Source organism: Aliiroseovarius lamellibrachiae, assembly GCF_018599245.1.
GTDB lineage: Bacteria > Pseudomonadota > Alphaproteobacteria > Rhodobacterales > Rhodobacteraceae > Aliiroseovarius > Aliiroseovarius lamellibrachiae.
On the sequence record NZ_JAHEVJ010000004.1, the window covers coordinates 295,371 to 316,169 of the forward strand.

The 20,799-nt window shown below is 55.1% G+C and carries 17 protein-coding genes; 6 read left to right on the forward strand and 11 right to left on the reverse strand.

Annotated features, from left to right (window positions below; all coding sequences use genetic code 11):
• Window positions 1-292 precede the first annotated feature (292 nt).
• Both KKW20_RS09400 and KKW20_RS09405 read right to left on the reverse strand, forming a co-directional pair.
• Entirely contained in the window at window positions 293-2,584 is a 2,292-nt protein-coding gene (locus KKW20_RS09400; RefSeq protein WP_214567614.1) for a right-handed parallel beta-helix repeat-containing protein, read from the reverse strand.
• A gap of 342 nt (window positions 2,585-2,926) precedes the next feature.
• Window positions 2,927-4,588, reverse strand: coding sequence for a lysine--tRNA ligase (locus tag KKW20_RS09405; protein WP_214567615.1), 1,662 nt, complete (start codon window positions 4,586-4,588; stop codon window positions 2,927-2,929).
• A gap of 80 nt (window positions 4,589-4,668) precedes the next feature.
• Here KKW20_RS09405 and KKW20_RS09410 point away from each other — a divergent pair, with 80 nt between their 5' ends.
• The 3 genes from KKW20_RS09410 (at window position 4,669) to KKW20_RS09420 (ending at window position 7,578) form a co-directional block, all read left to right on the forward strand.
• Entirely contained in the window at window positions 4,669-5,139 is a 471-nt protein-coding gene (locus tag KKW20_RS09410) for a tellurite resistance TerB family protein (RefSeq protein WP_214567616.1), read from the forward strand.
• A gap of 244 nt (window positions 5,140-5,383) precedes the next feature.
• Complete coding sequence (locus KKW20_RS09415; RefSeq protein ID WP_246534528.1) at window positions 5,384-6,679, forward strand: uracil-xanthine permease family protein; 1,296 nt, start codon at window positions 5,384-5,386, stop codon at window positions 6,677-6,679.
• Between the two features lie 200 nt (window positions 6,680-6,879).
• Entirely contained in the window at window positions 6,880-7,578 is a 699-nt protein-coding gene (locus KKW20_RS09420; RefSeq protein ID WP_214567617.1) for a glutathione binding-like protein, read from the forward strand.
• A 14-nt stretch (window positions 7,579-7,592) separates the two neighbouring features.
• On the opposite strand, the gene dacB is transcribed toward KKW20_RS09420, so the two are convergent.
• Together dacB and KKW20_RS09430 are read right to left on the reverse strand one after the other, a co-directional pair.
• On the reverse strand, window positions 7,593-9,083 hold the full coding sequence (gene dacB / locus KKW20_RS09425; RefSeq protein ID WP_214567618.1) for a D-alanyl-D-alanine carboxypeptidase/D-alanyl-D-alanine endopeptidase: 1,491 nt from the start codon (window positions 9,081-9,083) through the stop codon (window positions 7,593-7,595).
• A 96-nt stretch (window positions 9,084-9,179) separates the two neighbouring features.
• Complete coding sequence (locus KKW20_RS09430; protein ID WP_214567619.1) at window positions 9,180-9,788, reverse strand: nicotinate-nucleotide adenylyltransferase; 609 nt, start codon at window positions 9,786-9,788, stop codon at window positions 9,180-9,182.
• 89 nt (window positions 9,789-9,877) lie between these two features.
• On the opposite strand from KKW20_RS09430, the gene ettA reads away from it, so the two are divergent.
• A complete protein-coding gene (gene ettA, locus KKW20_RS09435; RefSeq protein WP_214567620.1) occupies window positions 9,878-11,533 on the forward strand; it encodes an energy-dependent translational throttle protein EttA in 1,656 nt (551 codons plus the stop codon).
• Between the two features lie 114 nt (window positions 11,534-11,647).
• Window positions 11,648-12,538, forward strand: a complete 891-nt coding sequence (locus KKW20_RS09440; protein WP_214567621.1) for a GIY-YIG nuclease family protein — start codon at window positions 11,648-11,650, stop codon at window positions 12,536-12,538.
• Between the two features lie 10 nt (window positions 12,539-12,548).
• Here the strand turns inward: KKW20_RS09440 and KKW20_RS09445 are convergent, their stop codons facing one another.
• The 7 genes from KKW20_RS09445 to KKW20_RS09475 form a co-directional block, all read right to left on the reverse strand.
• Window positions 12,549-12,926: an acyl-CoA thioesterase gene (locus tag KKW20_RS09445; RefSeq protein WP_214567622.1), complete on the reverse strand. Its 378-nt coding sequence runs from the start codon at window positions 12,924-12,926 to the stop codon at window positions 12,549-12,551.
• A gap of 128 nt (window positions 12,927-13,054) precedes the next feature.
• A complete protein-coding gene (gene hpaR, locus KKW20_RS09450) occupies window positions 13,055-13,486 on the reverse strand; it encodes a homoprotocatechuate degradation operon regulator HpaR (protein ID WP_214567623.1) in 432 nt (143 codons plus the stop codon).
• Window positions 13,487-13,881: 395 nt separating this feature from the next.
• Window positions 13,882-15,114 carry a Tm-1-like ATP-binding domain-containing protein gene (locus tag KKW20_RS09455; protein ID WP_214567665.1) on the reverse strand — a complete coding sequence of 411 codons (1,233 nt, stop codon included), beginning with the start codon at window positions 15,112-15,114 and terminating at the stop codon, window positions 13,882-13,884.
• An 11-nt stretch (window positions 15,115-15,125) separates the two neighbouring features.
• Window positions 15,126-16,592 (reverse strand): aldehyde dehydrogenase, encoded by a 1,467-nt coding sequence (locus tag KKW20_RS09460; protein ID WP_214567666.1) that lies wholly within the window; start codon window positions 16,590-16,592, stop codon window positions 15,126-15,128.
• Window positions 16,475-18,115: a tripartite tricarboxylate transporter permease gene (locus KKW20_RS09465; protein ID WP_214567624.1), complete on the reverse strand. Its 1,641-nt coding sequence runs from the start codon at window positions 18,113-18,115 to the stop codon at window positions 16,475-16,477. The genes KKW20_RS09460 and KKW20_RS09465 overlap by 118 nt, the downstream gene beginning before the upstream one ends.
• A gap of 7 nt (window positions 18,116-18,122) precedes the next feature.
• Window positions 18,123-18,812 carry a tripartite tricarboxylate transporter TctB family protein gene (locus tag KKW20_RS09470; RefSeq protein WP_214567625.1) on the reverse strand — a complete coding sequence of 230 codons (690 nt, stop codon included), beginning with the start codon at window positions 18,810-18,812 and terminating at the stop codon, window positions 18,123-18,125.
• 79 nt (window positions 18,813-18,891) lie between these two features.
• Window positions 18,892-19,833: a tripartite tricarboxylate transporter substrate-binding protein gene (locus KKW20_RS09475; protein ID WP_214567626.1), complete on the reverse strand. Its 942-nt coding sequence runs from the start codon at window positions 19,831-19,833 to the stop codon at window positions 18,892-18,894.
• Between the two features lie 164 nt (window positions 19,834-19,997).
• Between KKW20_RS09475 and KKW20_RS09480 the strand changes: the two genes are divergently transcribed.
• Window positions 19,998-20,798 (forward strand): IclR family transcriptional regulator, encoded by an 801-nt coding sequence (locus KKW20_RS09480; protein WP_214567627.1) that lies wholly within the window; start codon window positions 19,998-20,000, stop codon window positions 20,796-20,798.
• The last annotated feature ends 1 nt before the right edge of the window (window position 20,799 follow it).

The following is a 20,799-nucleotide window of genomic DNA, read 5'->3' on the forward strand; positions in this document are numbered from 1 at the left end:
CCTTCTAAATGGTCAGTTTCGGACAATGTCGTAAAAAAGAAAATCTCTTGTTAACACCTGTCTGTTCAAAAGGTATCTGTAAACCAGAGCAGTGCTGGAGGCCCCGACGTGACCATCTTTTCTATTCTGAGCTTTGATCAGATCGCCGCGAGTGTGATTGTCATGGCGTTGTTGTTTGAACTGCGATGGGCCGTGGCAACCCCGCCCCCGCGCAGGGACCACTAACAGCGGCCAATAGAAGTCGCCCCAGCACAGCAAAAGCCGAGCCAGGGCGAACTTGTTTTCTTGACCCTTAGACCGGGTTATCGGTTCGGATCGTCGCATAGACCTTGCCACGACAGGCCCGCGGCCATTTCAGCTGTACCAGTTCATTTGAACTGCCCTGTGCAAGCTTGACCAATGGCATCTCGTGCATCGCCGCATTGGCACCGTCTTTCAGACCATCTTCAAACACCAGCCCAGAACAGCGGCGCGCTTTGCCACCAAAGGGCATGTATTCGCCCGCATCCAAACTCCAGGTCGACGCATTGCTGTTTTGGCTATACTCCAGCAACACCGGCGAAATTGTTCGCTGATTAACCCCGAAATACGCGTTATTTTCAAAGGTCATATTCCGGTAATTCCAACCATTTAACGTCGCATGCGTGGTCGAAACCCCCTCGACGCGGTTAATATTGCCCAAATAGGTGCGGAATGTGTTGTTCGTCACATGGAACCCCGACACATAATGACCGGTGCCATAGGGCTTGATGATGATGAAGTTAAACCAAGCCGCCGCATCAATGGTGACAAAGATATTGCCGGTGATGGTCATGCCACCAAAGGAATACTCCGAACTGAAGTTGGGCTTCGGGTCATGTTCATTGTTCAACTCCACCGAGCAATTGTCGATGTAATTGCCGGTCAGAACCGTGTTGTTGTTTTCATAGGTGAAAATCAAACCCGACGTGCGCGGCCCCTTGTCAACTTCGTCCCCCTGGAACATGTGGTTGCCTTGGATGATGTGGTTTGACCCATGCATCACCGCCGTGCCCCCCATCCGCTGGAATCGGTTGTCACGGATTTTGGCATCATTTGCGTTCATGTTGAATGCAAGGGACTGGCGCGCGGTGGCCGCAAGCCCTTGTTCATTCGAAATGAACTGACACCGTTCGATGTGCAAATCCTGACAGCCGCGCCCGATAGAGGTGATGCCACGGTTTTTCGGCTTGATGAAAAAGCAATCCTGGAAAATCGCATTTTCCCCATCACGCGCCAAACGCACCCCGGACGCTTCGCCGTTACATTGAAACTCAACCTCAGACAGGGTCATCCGATTCACTTTGGTAAACCCTGCAAAATCAAGCACATACTTGAAGCGCGTAAACGTATAACTTTGCGAAGAGCTCGCCCCCCATAACCCTTGTGAAAGCGTAATGGAGTTGCTCGCGACATCCACATCGCGCACATATACCTCGCGTCCGACACCATTGCCGGTGATCAAATCCCCGCGTTTGATCGAAGCGATATTCGAGACACTGGTCAGTTTGAACGGATTGTTGGAATTATAGCTGCCGTTGGCGGTCACACTGCTGGTGTCCCACGCAGGCCCATCAATCACATAGAACTGGCCGTTTTTGATCACCCGGCGGATTTCGAACTTGGTCATTGTATTGACCGCATCCTGCATATCAATCGGTGCGGTCACATCCAACCGCCGCCCGCACATGTCCAGAACCTCATGGTCCGCATAATTCAACAGCGCCTGAAACGCCTTTTTGAACCCCAGCATCTCGTCGCCAAACGCGTCAATATAAGTGGGCAGATCAAAGCTTCGGGTCAGCGACAGATAGACGTTGTCAGGCATCGAAATCGTGCCTTCAAAACGCACATCCGAATGTAAGGTCAAGTTCGATGTAATGCGATACACCCCCTCGGGGATCAACACCGTACGCCCGTTGGCCGCAGCATCCGCCGCCAAAAACGCATCGCGGTCATTGGTGACACCATCCCCGGCGGCCCCAAAATCGCGCACATCCACCCAGTCCATCATATCGCGCAGATACGCACCGGTGATATCCTGAATGACGATCTCATCAATACGGACAATCCCGCCATTGGATCCGGTCATTTCCAACCCAAGATGCGCATAGGCCACATCCGCGCCCCAGATCATATCGACCCCATTGCGCGACCCCGATCCGATAATGGCTGAAACTTCAACCACTTCGCCGTATGCTGTTAGCGGAACACTGGGTCCCTGTTCGACATAGCCGGTGGCGTGGCTGCCACCTGACTTCGCCGCCCAGGCCACCGCGCGCACGTTTGGTAACGGGCCGCTCACCGCCTTTACCTTGGCTGAAATGCGCAGATAACAGCCCTGTTCAAAGGGGGTCTGGCCCATATAGGTCAGTTTGACATTATCGTCGTTTTTAAAGATTTCCAGACAGCTGTCAAAATCCTGATCAGCGGGCACCAAAGCGGCATTAAACGCGCCGTCATAGGTGTTGGATCCGGGGGTGCCATCCTCGCTTGACCATACGTTCAGACCATCGGCGAAGGGGGGCGGCATGAAAACCACCCCGTCGGTAAGTGCCTTGTTCATTCAATTCCCTTTCAGGTCAATAAATCTGCCAGCCCGGCGGGCCTGCGATGCGGCAAGGACAAAGCGATGCCCCAACGCGGTCTCATGCGCGGGATGTCGGACACAGCGGTCCGCAACGGGGAAAGAGGTAACAAATGTGGTTTAACGCCCGTTAACAGCACCGTGCGCTGCGCGGTGGTACGCAACAGATGGGTGTTTTCAAAAAAAGGGGCGCTGCCCCTCGGGCTGCGCCCTCACCCCGAGATATTTGAGGCAAGAAAAAAGCAGGATTATTGAAACCGGCGAGCCCCTGACATGGGGTCAGAAGGGGTGGGGGGCGACAATCGTCGGCCCCCACATATCTTATTTCAAAAGGTCGCCCGCCAGACCGCGTTTGATCAGCGCCACAGTTTCATCCACGCCATAAAGGGCGGCAAAGCTACCGAACCGCGGGCCTTGGCTGGCGCCCAGAAGCACTTCGTAAAGCGCCTTGAACCAATCGCGCAGGTTTTCAAACCCGTGCAGTTTGCCCACAGCAAAGACGATGGACTGAAGGAATTCATCGGATGTGAAATCCACTTCTGGCAAAGGATCGTCATTGCCCATTTGCGCATTTTTGCGGGCGATCACGTCGCGTGCGGTGGCGCTGTCGCCAAAGGCGGCGGCCAGCTCTTGCAAGGCGGCGCGTTCTTGATCGGAAGGCATGCGGAACACTTTCTCAGGCTCAACAAAGTCCTGATAATATTTCACCGCATAGCCCGCGGCTGCATCCAGATCCGGGTGCGTGTCGGCCGATGCTTCCGGGGCATAGCGTTTGATAAAGCCCCACAGCTGGTCCTTATCATCAGCAGCGGCCACAGACGCGAGGTTCAGCAGCATTGAGAACGATACAACCATGTTTGATTGTGGCACATCGCCGCCATGAATATGCCAGACCGGGTTGTTCAACTGCGCCTTAAGGTCTTGTTTGTGATAGGCTTTCAGCTGTTGATGATATTCATCCATCGCCTTGGGGATCACATCAAAGTGCATCCGTTTTGCCGTTTTGGGCTTAAGATACATAAAGTAGGACAGGCTTTCGGTGGAGGCATAGGTCAGCCATTCATCAATCGAAATCCCATTACCAGAGGTCTTGGAGATCTTTTGACCATTGGCATCAAGGAACAATTCATAGGTGAAATGCTCTGGCGCACGCCAGCCCAGCACACGGCAGATCTTGTCATAGATCGGCGTGTTGGTGGAATGGTCTTTCCCATACATCTCAAAGTCGACCTCAAGTGCTGCCCAACGGGCGCCGAAATCGGGCTTCCACTGTAGTTTCACATTGCCGCCGGTGACCGGAAGCGTCCATTCTTTGCCGTCTTCGTCGTCAAAGGTGATGGTGTGGTTCTCTGGGTTCACCTCTTTCATCGGCACGTAAAGCACACGGCCGGTTTCGGGGTGGATCGGCAGGAAAATCGAATAAGTCTGACGACGCTCTTCCCGAAGGGATTTCAGCATCACCTCCATCACATCATCATATCTCTCAACCGCGCGCTTCAGAACCTCGTCAAACTGACCAGATTTGTAAAACTCGCGTGCCGAGTAAAATTCGTATTTGAACCCAAAAGTGTCCAAGAACCGGCGCAGCATGGCGTTGTTGTGATGGCCAAAGCTTTCGTGCGTGCCAAAGGGATCGGGCACCGAGGTCAGCGGCTTTTGCAAATGTTCCTGCAGGCTTTCGGAATTCGGCACATTTCCCGGCACCTTACGCATGCCGTCCAAATCGTCCGAGAAACAAATCAGCTTGGTCGGAATATCCGAGATCACCTCAAACGCGGTCTGGATCATCGTGGTACGCGCCACCTCGCCAAAGGTGCCGATATGTGGCAAGCCCGACGGGCCGTACCCGGTTTCAAACAGCACATATCCCTTCTCAGGCGCGCCCTTTTGATAGCGTTTAAGCACCCGGCGCGCTTCTTCAAAGGGCCAGGCTTTGGACGCCATCGCGGCGTCACGCATCTCAGGACTGATCTGATCCGTCATCTGCTGTTTCCTTACATATCCATCGGCGCACATCCGCCCCAATCGGGGCCCAATGCCCCCAAACATCTCTCCCTATTGCGATGACGGCGTTAGGTCAATATTCTGCACCGCAACAAAAGGAGCCACCTGTGCAAGATATCCCCCATTCGCTGACCGCCCAAGACAGCCTGATCGCCGTTATGATGGCTGTTTCAGCCTCGGACGAAGAGATTACCTCCGCCGAGCTTTTGACCATTGAGCGCGTCGTGAATCACCTGCCTGTGTTTGCAGGCTATGACCCCGACCGGGTCAAAAACGTGTCCCAAACCGTGTTTGACCTTTTTGCGGTTGAGGACGGGCTGGATGCGCTTTTCGGCCTCGTGCGCGACAACCTTCCCGAAGCCCTCTTTGAAACCGCCTATGCGCTGGCCTGTGATGTGGCGGCCTCGGACGGTGTTCTACAAGGGCCAGAGCTGCGGATCCTGGAAGAAATCCGCTATGAACTGAGCATCGACCGCCTGCACGCCGCCGCCATTGAACGCGGTGCGCGCGCGCGACATATGACACTGTAAGCGCCGCGCCCCCAAGCGAAGTTCAGGACAGACAAAGACGGTTTCGAAAGGCCTCGCATTGCGGGGCCTTTTGTTTGCCTTTCACCTCAGAACCCCCTTCGTAAATTTCTGCACCAAATCGCCCCTGTTTCCGCTCGCGGTGCTGGCATAACCCTCTGCAATGTTTCAAAAGTGACCAATCGAGTCGCTTGGGCCGGTTTACGCCCCCATGCCCCCCTCATCTTGTCTGCAGAGGAAAAATGAGATGACCACCTCCCCCAATATTGATGACACCCCCCCATCAGATATGACCACAACCGAGTATAGATTCGGGGTGGGCCAGGCGCTGATTGGCGCGCAAATGCTGTTTGTGGCCTTTGGGGCGCTGGTTCTGGTGCCGCTGCTTACAGGGCTTGATCCCTCGGTGGCTTTGTTCACGGCGGGCCTTGGCACGTTGATCTTCCAAATCACCACCCGTGGGCAGGTCCCCGTCTTTCTCGCCTCATCTTTCGCTTTCATCGCGCCGATCATCTACGGCGTGCAAACATGGGGGCTGGCGGCCACAACCGGGGGCTTGGCGGCCGCCGGTCTTTTATATGTCGCGCTCAGCTTTGCCATCCGCATCTTTGGCGCGGGTTTTTTGCATAAAATCCTGCCACCCGTTGTGGTTGGCCCGGTCATCATGGTCATCGGCCTGTCACTGGCACCAGTGGCGGTGAACATGGCCACGGGTGTTGCAGGGGACGCGCAGATCGTTCCCAAAGGTATCGCGCTGACGCTGGCGCTGATCGCGCTTGGCGCCACCATGATCACCGCCATTCTTGGCCGTGGCATCATGCGTGTGGTGCCAATTATCGTAGGCGTGATAGCGGGTTACGTGGCGGCCCTTGTCATTGGCATGATGACCGGCGAAAGCCTGATCAACACCGCCCCCATGGCGGATGCCGCTTGGTTTGCCCTGCCGAATTTTGTTCGGCCCGAGTTTAACCTCGCCGCGATCCTCTTTATCCTTCCTGTCGCCATCGCCCCCGCCATTGAGCATTTCGGCGACATCATGGCCATCAGCAGCGTGACCAAACGCGACTATATGGAAAAGCCCGGCATTCAAAACACCATGCTCGGGGACGGTCTTGCCACCACGGCGGCGGGGCTTTTGGGCGGCCCCCCCAACACCACCTATTCCGAAGTGACCGGTGCCGTGACGCTGACCCGCGCCTTTAACCCAGCGATCATGACATGGGCGGCGATCTTCGCCATCGCCCTGTCGTTTGTCGGCAAACTCAGCGGCGCGCTTGCCTCAATCCCGATGCCGGTGATGGGCGGTATTATGATCCTGCTGTTTGGCATGGTGACGGTTGTTGGTCTGTCGGTCGTGGCAAAGCTTGGCGACAGATTGGTCGAGGCGCGCAATATGGTGATTGTGTCAACGGTGTTGATCATCGGGCTTGGCGGCCTGACGCTCAGCTTTGGTGAGGGCTTCACCCTCGCGGGGATCGGCCTGTCGGGTGTCACGGGTTTGGTTCTGAACCTGATCTTGCCCCGCGCAAAAGAAGAGGCCTAATCGCCCCACGCCCATCTGCAATACTCAGAACGTCGCGCAGCCATCCCGGAGGCGCGGCGTTTTACGTTTGAGACACAAAGGCGTGATCCCCCCGATCTTGAAGGGCGGTGGGAAAGCCCCATATTCTGCTGACCAAAACCTTAAAGAGTTTAAACTTTCGCTGTTTTAACCTTTAAAGAGTTTAAAGTTAGGGGATCAAAATGTTGCAAGACTTTAAAGTTACCAAGCGCTGGCCCGCCGCCAACCCGGATGTCATTCAGCTCTATTCACTGCCCACACCAAACGGCGTGAAAGTGTCCGCGATGCTCGAAGAAACCGGTCTGGCGTATGAGCCGCATCTGGTCAGCTTCGCCAGTGATGATCAACTCACACCTGAGTTTCTGTCGCTTAATCCCAACAATAAAATCCCCGCAATCATTGACCCAAATGGTCCAGACGGCGCGCCGCTCCCATTATGGGAAAGTGGCGCCATCTTAATTTATCTCGCTGAAAAATCGGGGAAATTCCTGCCAGAAGATCCCGCAAAGAAAGCAGAAACCTTGCAATGGTTGATGTGGCAAATGGGCGGTTTGGGTCCAATGCTTGGCCAATTTGGGTTCTTCCACGCCTTTGCCGGTAAAGAGATCGAAGACAAACGTCCGCGTGATCGTTACCTGACCGAAGGCAAACGCCTGTTGGGTGTTTTGGACGCGCGCCTTGAGGGTCGCGACTTTATTATGGGCGAAGATTACACCATCGCCGACATCGCCGCCTGGCCGTGGATCCGCGCCATCTTGACCGCGTATAACGCAGCGGAAGAGATGGAATTATCAAGCTTTTCCAATGTGATGCGCTGGTATGAGACCTGTTCTTCACGTCCCGCGTCACACGCGGCGGTGAACATTCCGCCACGGCCTTGACACCAAAAGCGAGGTCATGTGCCGTACAGCGTGGCCCAGCGATTGATCAGTTTATATTGGAGCAGGCGTGATCGTCTGCTCCACCCTTTTGCGCCCTGCGGACGTTCACGATCCGCCCGTTTAATCCCCCGGCGTTGCTTGAGATCCGCGGTGAAAATCGCAAACACCATGGGCGTTCCATCCGCACCAACAATATATCCGGCCAACGCGCTTACAAAATTGAGTGTGCCGGTTTTTGCGCGTACCTTATAGGCTGCAGATTTGATCGTTTTCCCGTCTTGCCCGCGCGCAGGGATTTCCTTCATCAACCCATGCAACGGGCCGTTTGCGCCCAATGAAACAAGGGCATTCACCATATCTTGCGCCGAAATTCGCGACGCATCGGACAGGCCGGAATGATCCACAAACTTTGCAGACTTCGCCCCCAAATTGCTTTGCACCCAAGCTGACATTTCGCGGGCCGAGGCCGACAGGGAACTGGGCGCCCCCCCCCGTTTTTGCGTGGCCGACAAGCCAATCACTTCCGCTGTCAGGTTGGTAGAATACTTCAACATGCTACGCGCTATATCGCTAAGGGGCGCGCTGGAATGCGACGCCACCACCGTCCCTTTCGGCATCTTTCGTGCCGCCTTCGGTTTTGACAACCGGATCCCCTGAGATCGCGCCAGAACCTGAAACACCTCTGCGGCATAAAGATCCGGTCGCCGCACAGGCAGCCAGCGTGATCCCCCTTTGCCCAAAGCCCCCTTGGCCACGGTCCAATTGTCCACACCAGAGGACGCCTTGTAGGTGTAAACCGGCAAGCTTCTGTTCACGATTTTCATTCGGGACATAGACACCGCTGGGCGAAAATGATCCGACCGCGCATCCATCGCCACCGAATAACCTTCCCCGGAGCGTTTCCACTCGAAATGGACACGGTTATGGTTCAGGTTAAGCCCCGAGATTGCAGGATTATATCCCAGATGATCTGGTTGATCCGGGTCGATTGCGGCCACATATGGAAGCGCCGCAGAATAGACTTTAAAGCCCCCCGACAGGCCGGTAATACCTTTTGCTTTCAACGACTTCACAAGTTGAGCCAACCCATCGGTATCCAGCACAGGATCCGCCCCCCCGACCAAGACCAGATCCCCCTGTATCTTGCCAGATTTGATCGGCCCTGTGGCAACCACCTGTGTGGAAAATCGATGCCCCGCTCCCAGATGAGCCAACCCATAGGCCGTCGTGATCGACTTGGCCACCGATGCGGGCGGCAAACCAGTGTTCGGGTTGCGGGCCTCAAGCACCAGTCCGGTACGTGCATCCGCAACCACATAACCGATCTCACCGCTCAAGTTTGCCTGCGCAATGAGTGCGTCAACGGGGGACACTGTCCGCTTGATGAAATCCGTGGGCCGTGACGGTGGAACCAAACTGGTAATGGGGGCATCTGCGAGGGCCGCCCAGCCCAGCCCGCTGCCCAATCCCGCCAAAAGAGCGCGTCTTGTAATTGTCTTTATCATGTGGCGAGTTAACCCGCTCGGCACAACCAATTCAAGACAAGATCAATGGGCAAATGGTCACAATATCAGGCCGGATATCACAAACATTACGATGTCTCACCACTTCCCATCCGCACGAATTTGGGTCGAGGACACGTTAACCATCGGGACGTTCACCAGGCACCAGCACGGAGCAGGCATTTGCGCCAATGCCCGCGCATCTCGCCCCCGCAATCGTGACGTGCGATAGATCGACGCCGCAGGCGACATACGCGCCGCCACCCGGTCGCCCGGACGGGCGATAACGCCAATCGGGACATTGTCCATAATCCACTGCCACCGATCCCAATGGTGAAAATCGGTCAGATTGTCCGCCCCCATGAGCCAGACAAACCTGACATTGGGATAGAGCTTCTTCAAGGCTGCTAGGGTTTCAGCGGTGTACCGCGTGCCGGTTTTGGCCTCGATATCTGTGACTTTCACCCGTGGATGTAGCATTTTCTGACGCGCATGTGCCAAGCGTTGCACCATCGGCGCAGGGCCTTGTGATTTCAAGGGGTTGCCCGGTGTGACCAGCCACCACACTTGATCCAAGCCAAACCGCTTTAACGCCTCACGCGTCAAATGCACATGTCCCTCATGGGCTGGATCAAAAGACCCGCCCAACAGGCCAATGACCTGGCCGGGATGTGCATATGGCAAATTATATCGCAAATTATCCGTCATAATTGCATTGCCCTAACGCGAGCCAATTGCCCTCGTCCAGCGAAATCGCTATTCCCTACCAAAACCGCGACTTTCAACGGAGCATCCCAATGGCCGCTTATCAATATGTCTACCACATGGACGGCGTTTCCAAGACCTATCCGGGTGGCAAGAAATGCTTTGAAAACATCCGCCTCAGCTTTCTGCCCGGCGTGAAAATCGGTGTTGTCGGCGTGAATGGCACCGGTAAATCAACCTTGATGCGCATTATGGCCGGCATCGACAAGGATTTCCAAGGCGAGGCTTGGGCCGCAGAAGGGGCCAAAGTCGGTTACCTGCCGCAGGAACCCACGCTGGATGAAACCCTTGATGTGCGTGGCAATGTCATGCTGGGCGTGGCCGAGAAGAAGGCTATCCTCGATCGTTACAATGATCTGGCGATGAATTATTCCGAAGAAACCGCCGAAGAAATGGCCAAGCTGCAGGACGAGATTGACGCGCAGAACCTTTGGGATCTGGACGCACAGATTGACGTCAGCATGGAAGCCCTGCGTTGCCCGCCCGACGACGCGAATGTGGCCACGCTTTCGGGCGGTGAAAAACGCCGCGTTGCGCTGTGTAAACTGCTGCTTGAAGCACCTGATATGTTGCTTTTGGATGAACCGACCAACCACTTGGACGCGGAAACCATCGCCTGGCTGCAACAGCATTTGATCGATTACAAAGGCACCATCCTGATCGTCACCCACGACCGCTATTTCCTGGATGACATCACCAGCTGGATCCTTGAGCTCGACCGTGGTCGCGGCATGCCTTACGAAGGCAACTACACCGCGTGGCTTGAGCAAAAGGCCAAACGCCTAGCGCAGGAAGCCCGCGAAGATAAGTCCAAGCAAAAGACCTTGGAGCGCGAGTTGGAGTGGATGCAGCAAGGTCAAAAAGCCCGCCAAGCCAAGCAAAAAGCCCGGATCAACGCCTATAATGAACTCGCCGATCAGTCCGAACGCGAAAAGGTTGGCCGCGCCCAGATCGTTATTCCCAACGGTCCGCGCCTTGGGTCAAAGGTGATCGAGGTTGAGGGCTTGAAAAAGCACATGGGCGACAAGCTCTTGGTCGAAGGTCTCGATTTTTCATTGCCGCCCGGTGGCATTGTCGGCGTGATCGGCCCCAACGGCGCGGGTAAATCCACGCTCTTTAAAATGCTCACCGGTGAAGAGACACCGGATGAGGGTACGATTGAGCTGGGCGACACGGTTCAGCTGTCTTATGTCGATCAATCGCGCGATGATTTGAACGCGGATGAAACCGTTTGGGAAGCAATTTCCGGCGGAGCTGAACTGATTGAACTGGGCGACGCGCAGGTCAATTCCCGCGCCTATTGTTCAAGCTTCAACTTCAAAGGCGGAGATCAGCAGAAAAAACTGTCGCTGTTGTCCGGCGGGGAGCGCAACCGCGTGCATATGGCGCGGCTGTTGAAAGAGGGCGGCAACGTGCTGCTGCTCGACGAACCGACCAACGACCTCGACGTGGAAACCCTGCGCGCGCTCGAAGATGCGCTGGTGGATTTCGCCGGCTGCGCCGTGGTCATTTCACACGATCGCTTTTTCCTAGACCGGATCTGCACCCACATCCTTGCCTTTGAAGGTGAGGCGCATGTGGAGTGGTTTGAGGGCAACTTTGAAGATTACGAAGAGGATAAAAAGCGACGGCTTGGGGCTGACGCTTTGGAGCCGAAGCGCATGAAGCATAAGAAGTTTTCGAGATAAATAAATGGCCCCCTTTCGGGGCCATTTTTTATCGGCGCGAGGCAGCGGATTTGACATCAAATCCGCGTTCGCGCATAGGTTTAACACCTCGGCGCTGCAACTAAGTAGGAAACCATGATGATAAAAGGCAGATCGGTTCGGCTGTTCTTAGCGGAAGGAACCCCTACGGGGGTACTGACTGCAGAGATCGTGAATTGGACAGGCCATGTTCTAGCAGCGCCTAGAACAAAATTAGATATTGCCCTAAAAAGGGACGAGCTGCGCAGGACCGGAATTTATATACTCTTTGGCTCCCCATTAAACTCTAGTTTGCCGAGTGTTTACGTCGGAGAGGGGGATGACATTTCCAGGCGACTCTATTCGCACTCAAAAGACGAAAACAAAGATTTCTGGGATCGTTTTATTGCAGTCACGAACAAAGATATGAACCTTACAAAAGCGCATGTTAAATATCTGGAGGGGCGTATGATTTCTTTGCTGAAGGAAGCAAAGAAAAGCTGCGTAGTGAATAAAACGGAGCCAGAATTTGACCGCTTACCCGAGGCGGACATTTCCGATATGGAAACTTTTTTAGAAGAGATCCAACTCGTATTACCTGTAATTGGTGTTGATTTTTTTAGAAAAGTTGGCGGCGTATTTGCAGCGGCCTCTGACGATCCGTCCGATAAGAACCCCGAGTTTTTCCTACGTCATACCAAAAAGGGAATTAATGCGTTTGCCACCGAAATTGATGGCGAATTTGTTCTAAGGGCTGGTTCCATTGGTGACTTAAATGAATCTGCGTCTTTTAACGAACGCGTGGCGGCGATTAGGCAGCAGATCCTATCATCGGGGAGAGCAAAAAGCATCGAAAACGGTTGTTTTAAGCTGGTTGATGACGTCGCCTTCTCAAGCCCATCTGCAGCCGCCGTATTTCTCTTTGGAACCTCACGAAATGGCCGATCAGATTGGCTTATGAAGGAAACTAAACAAACTTATGGCGACTGGAAAGCCAGCCAGCTTTAGACAGGTGACTTCACCCCTCCACCCGCACCTTATTCCCCTCATCATCCAGATGCACAAAAACAAACACGCCCTCGGTGACTTTGGTTTTTGACCGGCCTCGATCGCGTTCTGACCAAGCTTCGATATGAATAGCGAGGGAGGTGGTGCCGATCCGGCCGACCTCACCATAGATGCACAACACATCCCCCACCTTCACCGGAGAGATGAATTTCATCGCATCCACTGCCACGGTGGCCACCCGGCCCCCGGCACGTTCTGCGGCCAACACACCGCCCGCAATATCCATTTGTGACAGCACCCAACCGCCAAAGATATCCCCCGCGACATTGGTGTCCGCGGGCATGGCCAAAGTGCGTAGGATGATGTTGCCTTCTGGTGTCTCACTCATGGGCTGTCCTCTCGCGCGTGTTTTCCCTTAGCTACCGGCAAGCGCCCGCAGGCTCAAGTAAAGCGCTGCGTCACAGACCGACATGCGCGCCGGATGACATGATCTTCGCAGGTTCTAGCACAGAAATTTCAGAGCTTCTCGCCCTCTGCAACCTCACGAAGCTCGGTCAGAAGATCAAGCAGCGTCTCCATCTTTTCTTCGCCAAAATGGGCTTCAAGATTTGCATAAATCCGCGCGGCTTTGCCCGACATTTCGTCGTATTTCTTGACCCCAGCCGGGGCGATTTTCACGCGGCGGCGGCGACCATCGCTGTCATCCACCCGTTCAATCAACGCGCGTTCCGACAGGTTTTTCAAAATCCGACTTAAGCTGGGCGGCATCAACACGCAGCGCTCTGCAAGTTCGGTTGCACAACAGGCTTTCCCTTCCGCGAGAACCCGGATCACCCGCCATTGTTGTACGGTCAGGTCGATCTGGTCCAACTCGTGACGAAATGGTTTCAACGTCGCCTCGCGGGCGTGCAAAAGTGCAATCGGAAGGGCGCGGTCTAGGCTTTTCATCGGTGTGTCCTTTTTCCGATTGCCGCGTGGAGAGGGCCCCATGAGCTGCGGCGGAACCGGGTTACAATTTCCTGAACTTCGAGGCTGGGGAGAACCGGCAGATCATCCGACTGACGGCCATTTGCGCCACAAGAAATGGCATCAACCGGCATCTCGGCCCTATGCACGCAGAGCCGTCCAAAGGAACGATACCCCTTAATCTGAAGGGTCGCATGCTTGCACTGGGCCGGCTCACCCATATCTACGCACGCGTCCAATCCGCGGCTGAATTCAAACGAAAGATGCGGCATCAAGCCCTCTTTTTTGTTGATCCTTCACCGTATTTTTTGACAGGAAAGCACCAGATCATTGCAGGCGCAATAATTTTCCCACCGCAAATTCGGCCCAGACAAACATTAAGGGGAAACGACACCTGCACCTTGCCATAGATCAAATTGGGACAAAACGGCGTCGGAAAATTCTGCATCGTTGATGTGGCAATCCAGCTCTATCAACCGCACATTTTCGGGACAATAAGTGCGAAATTCATCAAGAAATGCGGACAGGCCTTCTGCATCATGCAGTGGGCCACCGGGGCGATCCCATTCATTTCCACCCTGCGTGGGAAGGATCGCAAGCGTTGGGCCTTTTGCACCGGCAAGCTGGGCACACATCGCGCGCGCCATTTCGCGGCGTTGATCTGGCGTCATCATGACCGAGGACAACAGACGGTTGTGGGCGTGCACCTCTTGGCCCGCCAGCTTTTCGGGCGTTGCCTGCCAGCCCACAATATCCACCAAATCATAACAGCCAATGGACACCATTTGGGGGGTTGCGGACGCCCCTGCATGGGTCATTCGGTCGGGGCCAGCCGAGATGGCGGACCCCATGATGTGATTGCCCAGCTCTTGTGGCGCAAAGTCCATCACAGCGGCAAACGCGCCTTCCGCCGCGAGGCTTTCAAACGCGCGCCCGCCCATGCCCGTGGCGTGGAAAACGGCGACTTCGAAACCGCGTGCTTCAAGGGCGGGTTTCAAGTCGACCATATAGCGCAGAACCGTTTTCCCAAAGCTGGTCATCCCGATGAGAGGCTTAGAAAAGCTGGGCTTTTCCACGGCGCGCGCCGCGCCTAACACTGCCCCTGCGGCCTGCGACAGCGACGCCTTGCAAATGGAGTTAAGCCCGTATAGCCCCCCGGCCCAAAGGATCATCTGAACATCCGCCGGCAAGCGTTCTGGCGGGATCAGCGGTGAAAAGCTGACCGTTGAGACAACATATTTAGGCACTCCAATCGGCAGCGCCTGACACAGATCCAACGCCAGATCGGTTCCCATTGTACCACCTAAAACGATAAGCCCATCGAACGCCCCTTCGCGGTAGAGTTTCAACGCCAGCATCGCTGATCCGGTAGCCATAATTTGCATCGCGGTGTTCTCATCGCCGCTGTCGATGGCCGCTTTAATCGATGATCCGCCCGCTTCGGCCACGTCATGTTTTGAGTAGTCACAAGGCGCACTTGGATCCCCAAGAACAGACACATCCATGGTTTTGACCGCGCCGCCCTGCCCTCGGATGACGTCAGAAAGATAATTCAGCTCGTCATCTTTGGTGTCATAGGTGCCGACCACCAAAATGGTTTTTCCGTTCATGCTGATCTCTGTCATAGGCTTATCCAAGCGGTTTTCAGGTCGAAGTATTTGTCAAAGGCATGCATGGATTTGTCATGGCCGTTTCCAGATTGCTTCACCCCCCCAAGAGGCACCGAATTATCCGCCCCTCCATAAGTATTTACGTGCACAACGCCCGCTTGAACCGAGCGCACCATCTTATGTGCGCGCGACAGGTTCGACGTCCAAACTCCTGCGGATAAACCATAATTTGTTGAATTGGCGATGCGAACGGCTTCCTCATCTGATGAAAATCGCGTCACCGCCAGTACCGGGCCAAACACTTCGTTTTGGGCCACATTATGCGCGGGTTGCACGCCAGTCAGAACCGTTGGTTCCATATACCAGCCACCAGTATCCTGCATCACGCGCGCCCCCCCCAAGGCAAGATCCGCGCCCTCCTCCAAGGCTTTGGTCACGAACCCAAGATTGCCTTCTAGCTGCGGAAGGTTGTTCACCGCGCCTATGTTGGTGGACAGCTCCAGCGGGTTTCCCACTTGCATGGCGGCGGCGTGGCGGGTCAGCGCCTCCACAAATTCATCATGTACGCTGTCTTCGACCAAAAGGCGTGATCCTGCGATGCACACCTGCCCCGCATTGCGAAAAATTCCCGCGGCGGACACTTTTGCCGCGGCTTCAAGATCAGGAGCATCGGCGAACACAATGTTAGGGGACTTCCCGCCAAGCTCCAGATAACATCGTTTGAGGTTTGAACGCGCTGAATATTCCAGCAAACGCCGCCCCACGCCGCCGGATCCGGTGAACACCAATACATCCACATCCATCGACATGGCCAAGGCTTCGCCCGTCACAGCGCCCTCGCCGGTCACCACGTTCAGCACGCCATCAGGCAGGCCCGCCTCGGACGCCAACTCCGCAATCCGCAACAAGGTGAGCGAAGCGGTTTCCGCTGGTTTCAAAACAACGGAATTCCCAGCGGCCAATGCTGGCGCCAGTTTCCACGCCCCAATCATCAGCGGAAAGTTCCACGGCACAATTGCGCCAACAACGCCGACGGGTTCTTTGTGGACAAGGCCCAGAACATTCTCTGCCGTGGGGGCCACCTCGCCATAAACTTTATCCAAAGCCTCGGCATAATACCGAAATGTGCCCGCAGCGGATCCCGGTTCCGCCTTTATCGCCATGCCGATTTCGGTGCCATTGTCCCGCACCCCAAGAACCGCCAACTCCAGCGCATGTTCCTCAATCAAATCCGCCAGCTTATGCAGCACTTTTTTCCGCACAGCAGGGGCTGCGCGCGACCACCGGCCATCCTCAAAGGCGCGGCGCGCGGCGGCCACCGCCCGATCCACATCCGCCTTTGACGCCCGAATGGTGGTGGTTAGCGTTTGTCCGTTGATCGGCGAGAGAACGTCTTGCGTTTCCCCCGCACCTTCTTCCCACGCTCCGTCAATATAAAGTTTCTGCGGCGCGACAGGATGGCGGGAAAGCTCGTTGATGCGTGACTGGTCGACCATTCGTTGGCCTTTCTTTTCGAGTGATCCAGCCAGACCCGGCGGAAATGCAGGATCAGGACCAGAACGATCATGACAAAGAGGATCGCCGCAATTGGGCGATCGATGAAATCAAGTGGCGTTTTGACCCGCGCCATGGCCGAGCGGAGCTTCACTTCCATAATCCCGCCCAGAACCATGCCCAGAACAATGGGGACAACAGGCAGTTGCAGGCGTTTCATGACAAAGCCAAAGATGCCAAATGCCGCCGCCAGAATGCAGTCGGTGAACGAATTGCGCAGCGAATAGACGCCCACAAAGCTTAGGATCAGAATGCAAACCCCAAGAAACCGATTGGGGATTTTCACCACTTTGATCAGCTGATTGGTGGCGATCAAAAGGAACATCACAACCAGAACATTCAGGACCAAAAGAGCCAAATACAGCGCGACCACAAAGTCCATATCATTTTGGAAAAGCTGTGGACCGGGAATGACGTTGTGCACGTAAAACACCGAAAGCATCATCGCCGTAAGCGCCTCGCCTGGAATACCGAGCGCCAAAAGCGGGATCATCGCCGCACCTGGGACCGCATTATTGGCGGTTTCAGCAGCAATCAACCCTTCGGACGAGCCATGGCCAAAGTCTTCGGGCCGTTTTGAGGATTTTTGCGCGTAGGTGTAGGACATAAACTGCGCGGTAAACTCGCCCACGCCGGGGATCATTCCCATCAAAACGCCAAGGCTGGCCGAGACACCCGCGATACGGGGATGGCGGGCAAGCTCTCGAAATCCTTGGAAAAAACTACCTTTGATCTTGGTCAAGCGCACCTTCTCATCATCACCTTGCAAAAGGGTAAAGGCTTGGCTCAATGCAAAAAGGCCAAGCACAACCACAATCAAATTCACCCCACCCGACAGCCACGATTGGTCATATGTGTAGCGTTTGGAAAAGCTCGCTGTGTGCAAGCCGATGGTGTTCAACCAAATTCCGAAACAGGCCATCGCGGCCGCGATAAGCGTGTGTTTATGATGTGCTGTGACGACCAGAATTAGCCCGAGCAAAGCCGCTAGAAAAATCTCGCGCGAGCCGAACATCGGTGCGATTTTGGCCAGAACCGGCGCAAAGAAGATCAGACAGATGACGGAGAATACCCCGCCGAAAAATGACGAACTATAGGCCAATGACAGCGCGCGCCGCGCCTCGCCCCGCGTGGTCATCGGATACCCATCATAAGTGGTCAGCGCATTCACAGCGGTGCCCGGTGTGTTGATCAGAATTGCGGGAATGGATCCCCCGTACATCGAGCTTCCGTAAATGCCCAAAAGCACGGTCAGCCCGACAATTGGGTCCATCGAAAATGTCGCGGGCAACAGGATGGCAATGGCCACCGCAGGGCCCACACCGGGGATAGCACCAATCAGGACGCCCCCAACCGAACCAACAAACAGGGCAAGCGCCACGTCCCACCGCGCCAGATAGGACGAACTTGCGCCAATCTGTTCCAGAAATGCGTAGATCAGGTCCATTGCGCCCTCAGAAGTTCAGGATAAAGAAAGAGCGCAGCGCGCTGGGAAGATATTCATATATTGCCGCGCCAGGGATTTTCACTTGAAGAAAGCTTTTGAAAACCAGCACCACAAACAGGGCAAATCCGACGGAAATCCAAAGCATTAGCCGATCACGATAGCCAATCCGCCATGTCAACATGGGCGCAAACAACAAGGTCATCGGAAGGTATCCAAGGATCGGCACCAAGGCGACGTAGGCCAAGAACCAGCCCGCCCACTCAAAGACAGACAACCAGATCTTAAACTCGCGCCGATCCACCCAATGGGTGAACAGCCACGCCAAGCGCACCGTTGCAATCAACCCAACATAAGGTGCGGCACGTAAGGGCCCCAGCCACAGGGAAAGCGACAGCGCCGCAAATGCCCAAAACAGGCTTTCCGCCCATTGAAACCAATCGGCTTCGCGCATCCAACGCGGAAGCGTGCGTGGTTTTTTCGGCAATTGCCAAAAATGCAGTGCTGTAAACAACACCATCCCCCCCACGCCGACCGCGGGCCAAAACCTTGGCTGAGAGAAAAGTGCCTTCTTTCTCAGCCACTTGGTCTGCTCCTCAATCCCAGCCAGAAGCACCAGAGCGCAGATTAGAAACAGGGCGGCAAACAGGATCTGACCGCGCAAGGGCCGGTCAGGATGTTCGGAAATTTCGTCGCTCATTCCGGCCTCATGTTCCGTGGTCGATGTAAAACTGTTTCAAAAAGGGGCCGCATCTGCAGCCCCTTTTCTAAGCGCTCAGTTACTGAAGGATCTCGCCAATGACGGCCACAGTGGCCTTATCGCCCGCAATGCGTTCAGCCGATTTTTCCGCATCCATCCAATAGACCAATGCACCGGTTTCTTTGGCAACGGCCTGCGCGCGGTCGCTCATGACGGTTTTTGCGGCAACAGCCGCGATTTTCTCGCGCACATCAGCAGGAGTGTCTTTGCCAACGAACAGCCCGTTCCACAGCGCGATATCCAAGGTTTTGTCCAGCTCGCCAACCGTGGGCGCATCAGGGACCAGAGAAATACGTTCATCCGTGACAGCCATCAGAACTTTGACATCATCCAGGCAGGGCAGGATCAGTTGCAATGTGGTGTTGATAACGTCTGCATCACCCGATGCCAATGTGTTGCAATCCAGCGCGTCAAAGGCTGCATCTGAACCCCATTCAAACCCTGCATTTATGGCAAAGGCTTTGGTCACCTGTGTTGGGGTCAGCACATCGCCAAAATGCCCCAAAGCCACGTCATTTTCTTTGGCATAAGCCGCCAATTCTTCCATTGAGTTATAGGGCGCATCGCCTTTGGCTGCGATGACAAACGGATAGGTCAGGAAAATGCCAATTGGGTCGAACTTCTCTGGGGTCAGCTCATCAATACCAATCTCATGTCCAATCACCGGCACTGCGGGGACAAAGCTGCCGATGGTGTAGCCATCCGCGGGGGCCGTCGCCACATCAATCGCGCCGGGGAAAGGCCCACCGCCGCCACCGGGCTTGTTCACAACAGCTGCTGAAATGCCATATTCCGCCTGAAAATCCTCAGCGATCATACGCGTCAGAACGTCTTCGAGATCACCGGGGGGCCACGGCACGATAAAGCTCACTGGTTTTTCCGGGTACTCGGCAAGTGCGGGTGCCGCAACCGCAGCAAGCGCGACGCCAACCAGTCCTGCCATCAGGCTAGATTTCTTCATGACATTCTCCCTATTCAGTCATTTGTAGCGGTTCATTATTTGAACCATTGGTTTTAAAATAGATTGACAGAGGGGGATGCTTCCTGTCAAGAAAACATTGAACATGTGAAGCGTTAAGGCGCTGTGCTTTGCGCGCTCACAAATAAGGGACCGTAAGTCAGACTATGGGAACAGCCTCCAAAGCCCTGTCATTGTTGAACTATTTCACCAGATCTACCCCGAAAATCGGGTTGAGTGATCTGGCGAGGCATTCGGGTTACAACAAAGCCACCGTGCATCGATTGCTGTCGGAACTGGCGCGACATGGATTCGTTGAGCAGATCGGGTCTGGCCGTGAATATCGACTTGGACCCGCCTTTTTGCGACTGGCGGCGTTACGTGAAAACGCTGTGCCGATGCGGGAACTGGCCACGCAAACCTTAACGGAGCTCAGCACTGCAACGGGTGAAACGGCGCATATGTCGCTGCTCAACGGGGATGTGCTTTCGTCCTTTTCCTACACCTATTCCACGGCGCATGGCACGATGGTGATGATGGAAGACGCCGAGGTGTTGGATCTGCACGCCACAAGTTCCGGTCTTGCCGTTCTGGCCCATTCGAGTTCGCAGTATGTCGACGACATCTTAAGCGCGCCCCTGATCAAGCGGACGCCGGAAACAGAAACCGACCCTGATGTCATTCGCGCGATGCTTCCAGGTATTCGCGCCACCGGAGTGGCCATATCCATTGGCGGCTATGAACAAGACGTCCATTCCTATGCTGTGCCCGTATTTGATGCAAACAGCGCCTGTATTGGGGCGGTAGCCGTGGCGACACCTGTTGCGCGCATGACCGATATCCTTGGCGAGCAAATCATATCAGAGCTCACCACCCGCACCGCCACACTGACCCGCCTTTTGGGCGGCTTCCCACCTGATACTTTTCCAACATTTTTGCAGGCAAACCCGCCGCAAATAGGAGGCTGAC

Bases quoted from the DNA above. Each gene is read 5' to 3' on its own strand.
- ettA (WP_214567620.1), top strand. From the start codon at position 9,878: ATGGCCGCTTATCAATATGTCTACCACATGGACGGCGTTTCCAAGACC.
- KKW20_RS09405 (WP_214567615.1), bottom strand. From the start codon at position 4,588: ATGACGGATCAGATCAGTCCTGAGATGCGTGACGCCGCGATGGCGTCC.
- KKW20_RS09465 (WP_214567624.1), bottom strand. From the start codon at position 18,115: ATGGACCTGATCTACGCATTTCTGGAACAGATTGGCGCAAGTTCGTCC.
- KKW20_RS09445 (WP_214567622.1), bottom strand. From the start codon at position 12,926: ATGAGTGAGACACCAGAAGGCAACATCATCCTACGCACTTTGGCCATG.
- KKW20_RS09420 (WP_214567617.1), top strand. From the start codon at position 6,880: ATGTTGCAAGACTTTAAAGTTACCAAGCGCTGGCCCGCCGCCAACCCG.
- KKW20_RS09480 (WP_214567627.1), top strand. From the start codon at position 19,998: ATGGGAACAGCCTCCAAAGCCCTGTCATTGTTGAACTATTTCACCAGA.
- dacB (WP_214567618.1), bottom strand. From the start codon at position 9,083: ATGATAAAGACAATTACAAGACGCGCTCTTTTGGCGGGATTGGGCAGC.
- KKW20_RS09415 (WP_246534528.1), top strand. From the start codon at position 5,384: ATGACCACCTCCCCCAATATTGATGACACCCCCCCATCAGATATGACC.
- hpaR (WP_214567623.1), bottom strand. From the start codon at position 13,486: ATGAAAAGCCTAGACCGCGCCCTTCCGATTGCACTTTTGCACGCCCGC.
- KKW20_RS09440 (WP_214567621.1), top strand. From the start codon at position 11,648: ATGATGATAAAAGGCAGATCGGTTCGGCTGTTCTTAGCGGAAGGAACC.
- KKW20_RS09475 (WP_214567626.1), bottom strand. From the start codon at position 19,833: ATGAAGAAATCTAGCCTGATGGCAGGACTGGTTGGCGTCGCGCTTGCT.
- KKW20_RS09410 (WP_214567616.1), top strand. From the start codon at position 4,669: ATGACGGCGTTAGGTCAATATTCTGCACCGCAACAAAAGGAGCCACCT.
- KKW20_RS09430 (WP_214567619.1), bottom strand. From the start codon at position 9,788: ATGACGGATAATTTGCGATATAATTTGCCATATGCACATCCCGGCCAG.
- KKW20_RS09455 (WP_214567665.1), bottom strand. From the start codon at position 15,114: ATGAACGGAAAAACCATTTTGGTGGTCGGCACCTATGACACCAAAGAT.
- KKW20_RS09400 (WP_214567614.1), bottom strand. From the start codon at position 2,584: ATGAACAAGGCACTTACCGACGGGGTGGTTTTCATGCCGCCCCCCTTC.
- KKW20_RS09470 (WP_214567625.1), bottom strand. From the start codon at position 18,812: ATGAGCGACGAAATTTCCGAACATCCTGACCGGCCCTTGCGCGGTCAG.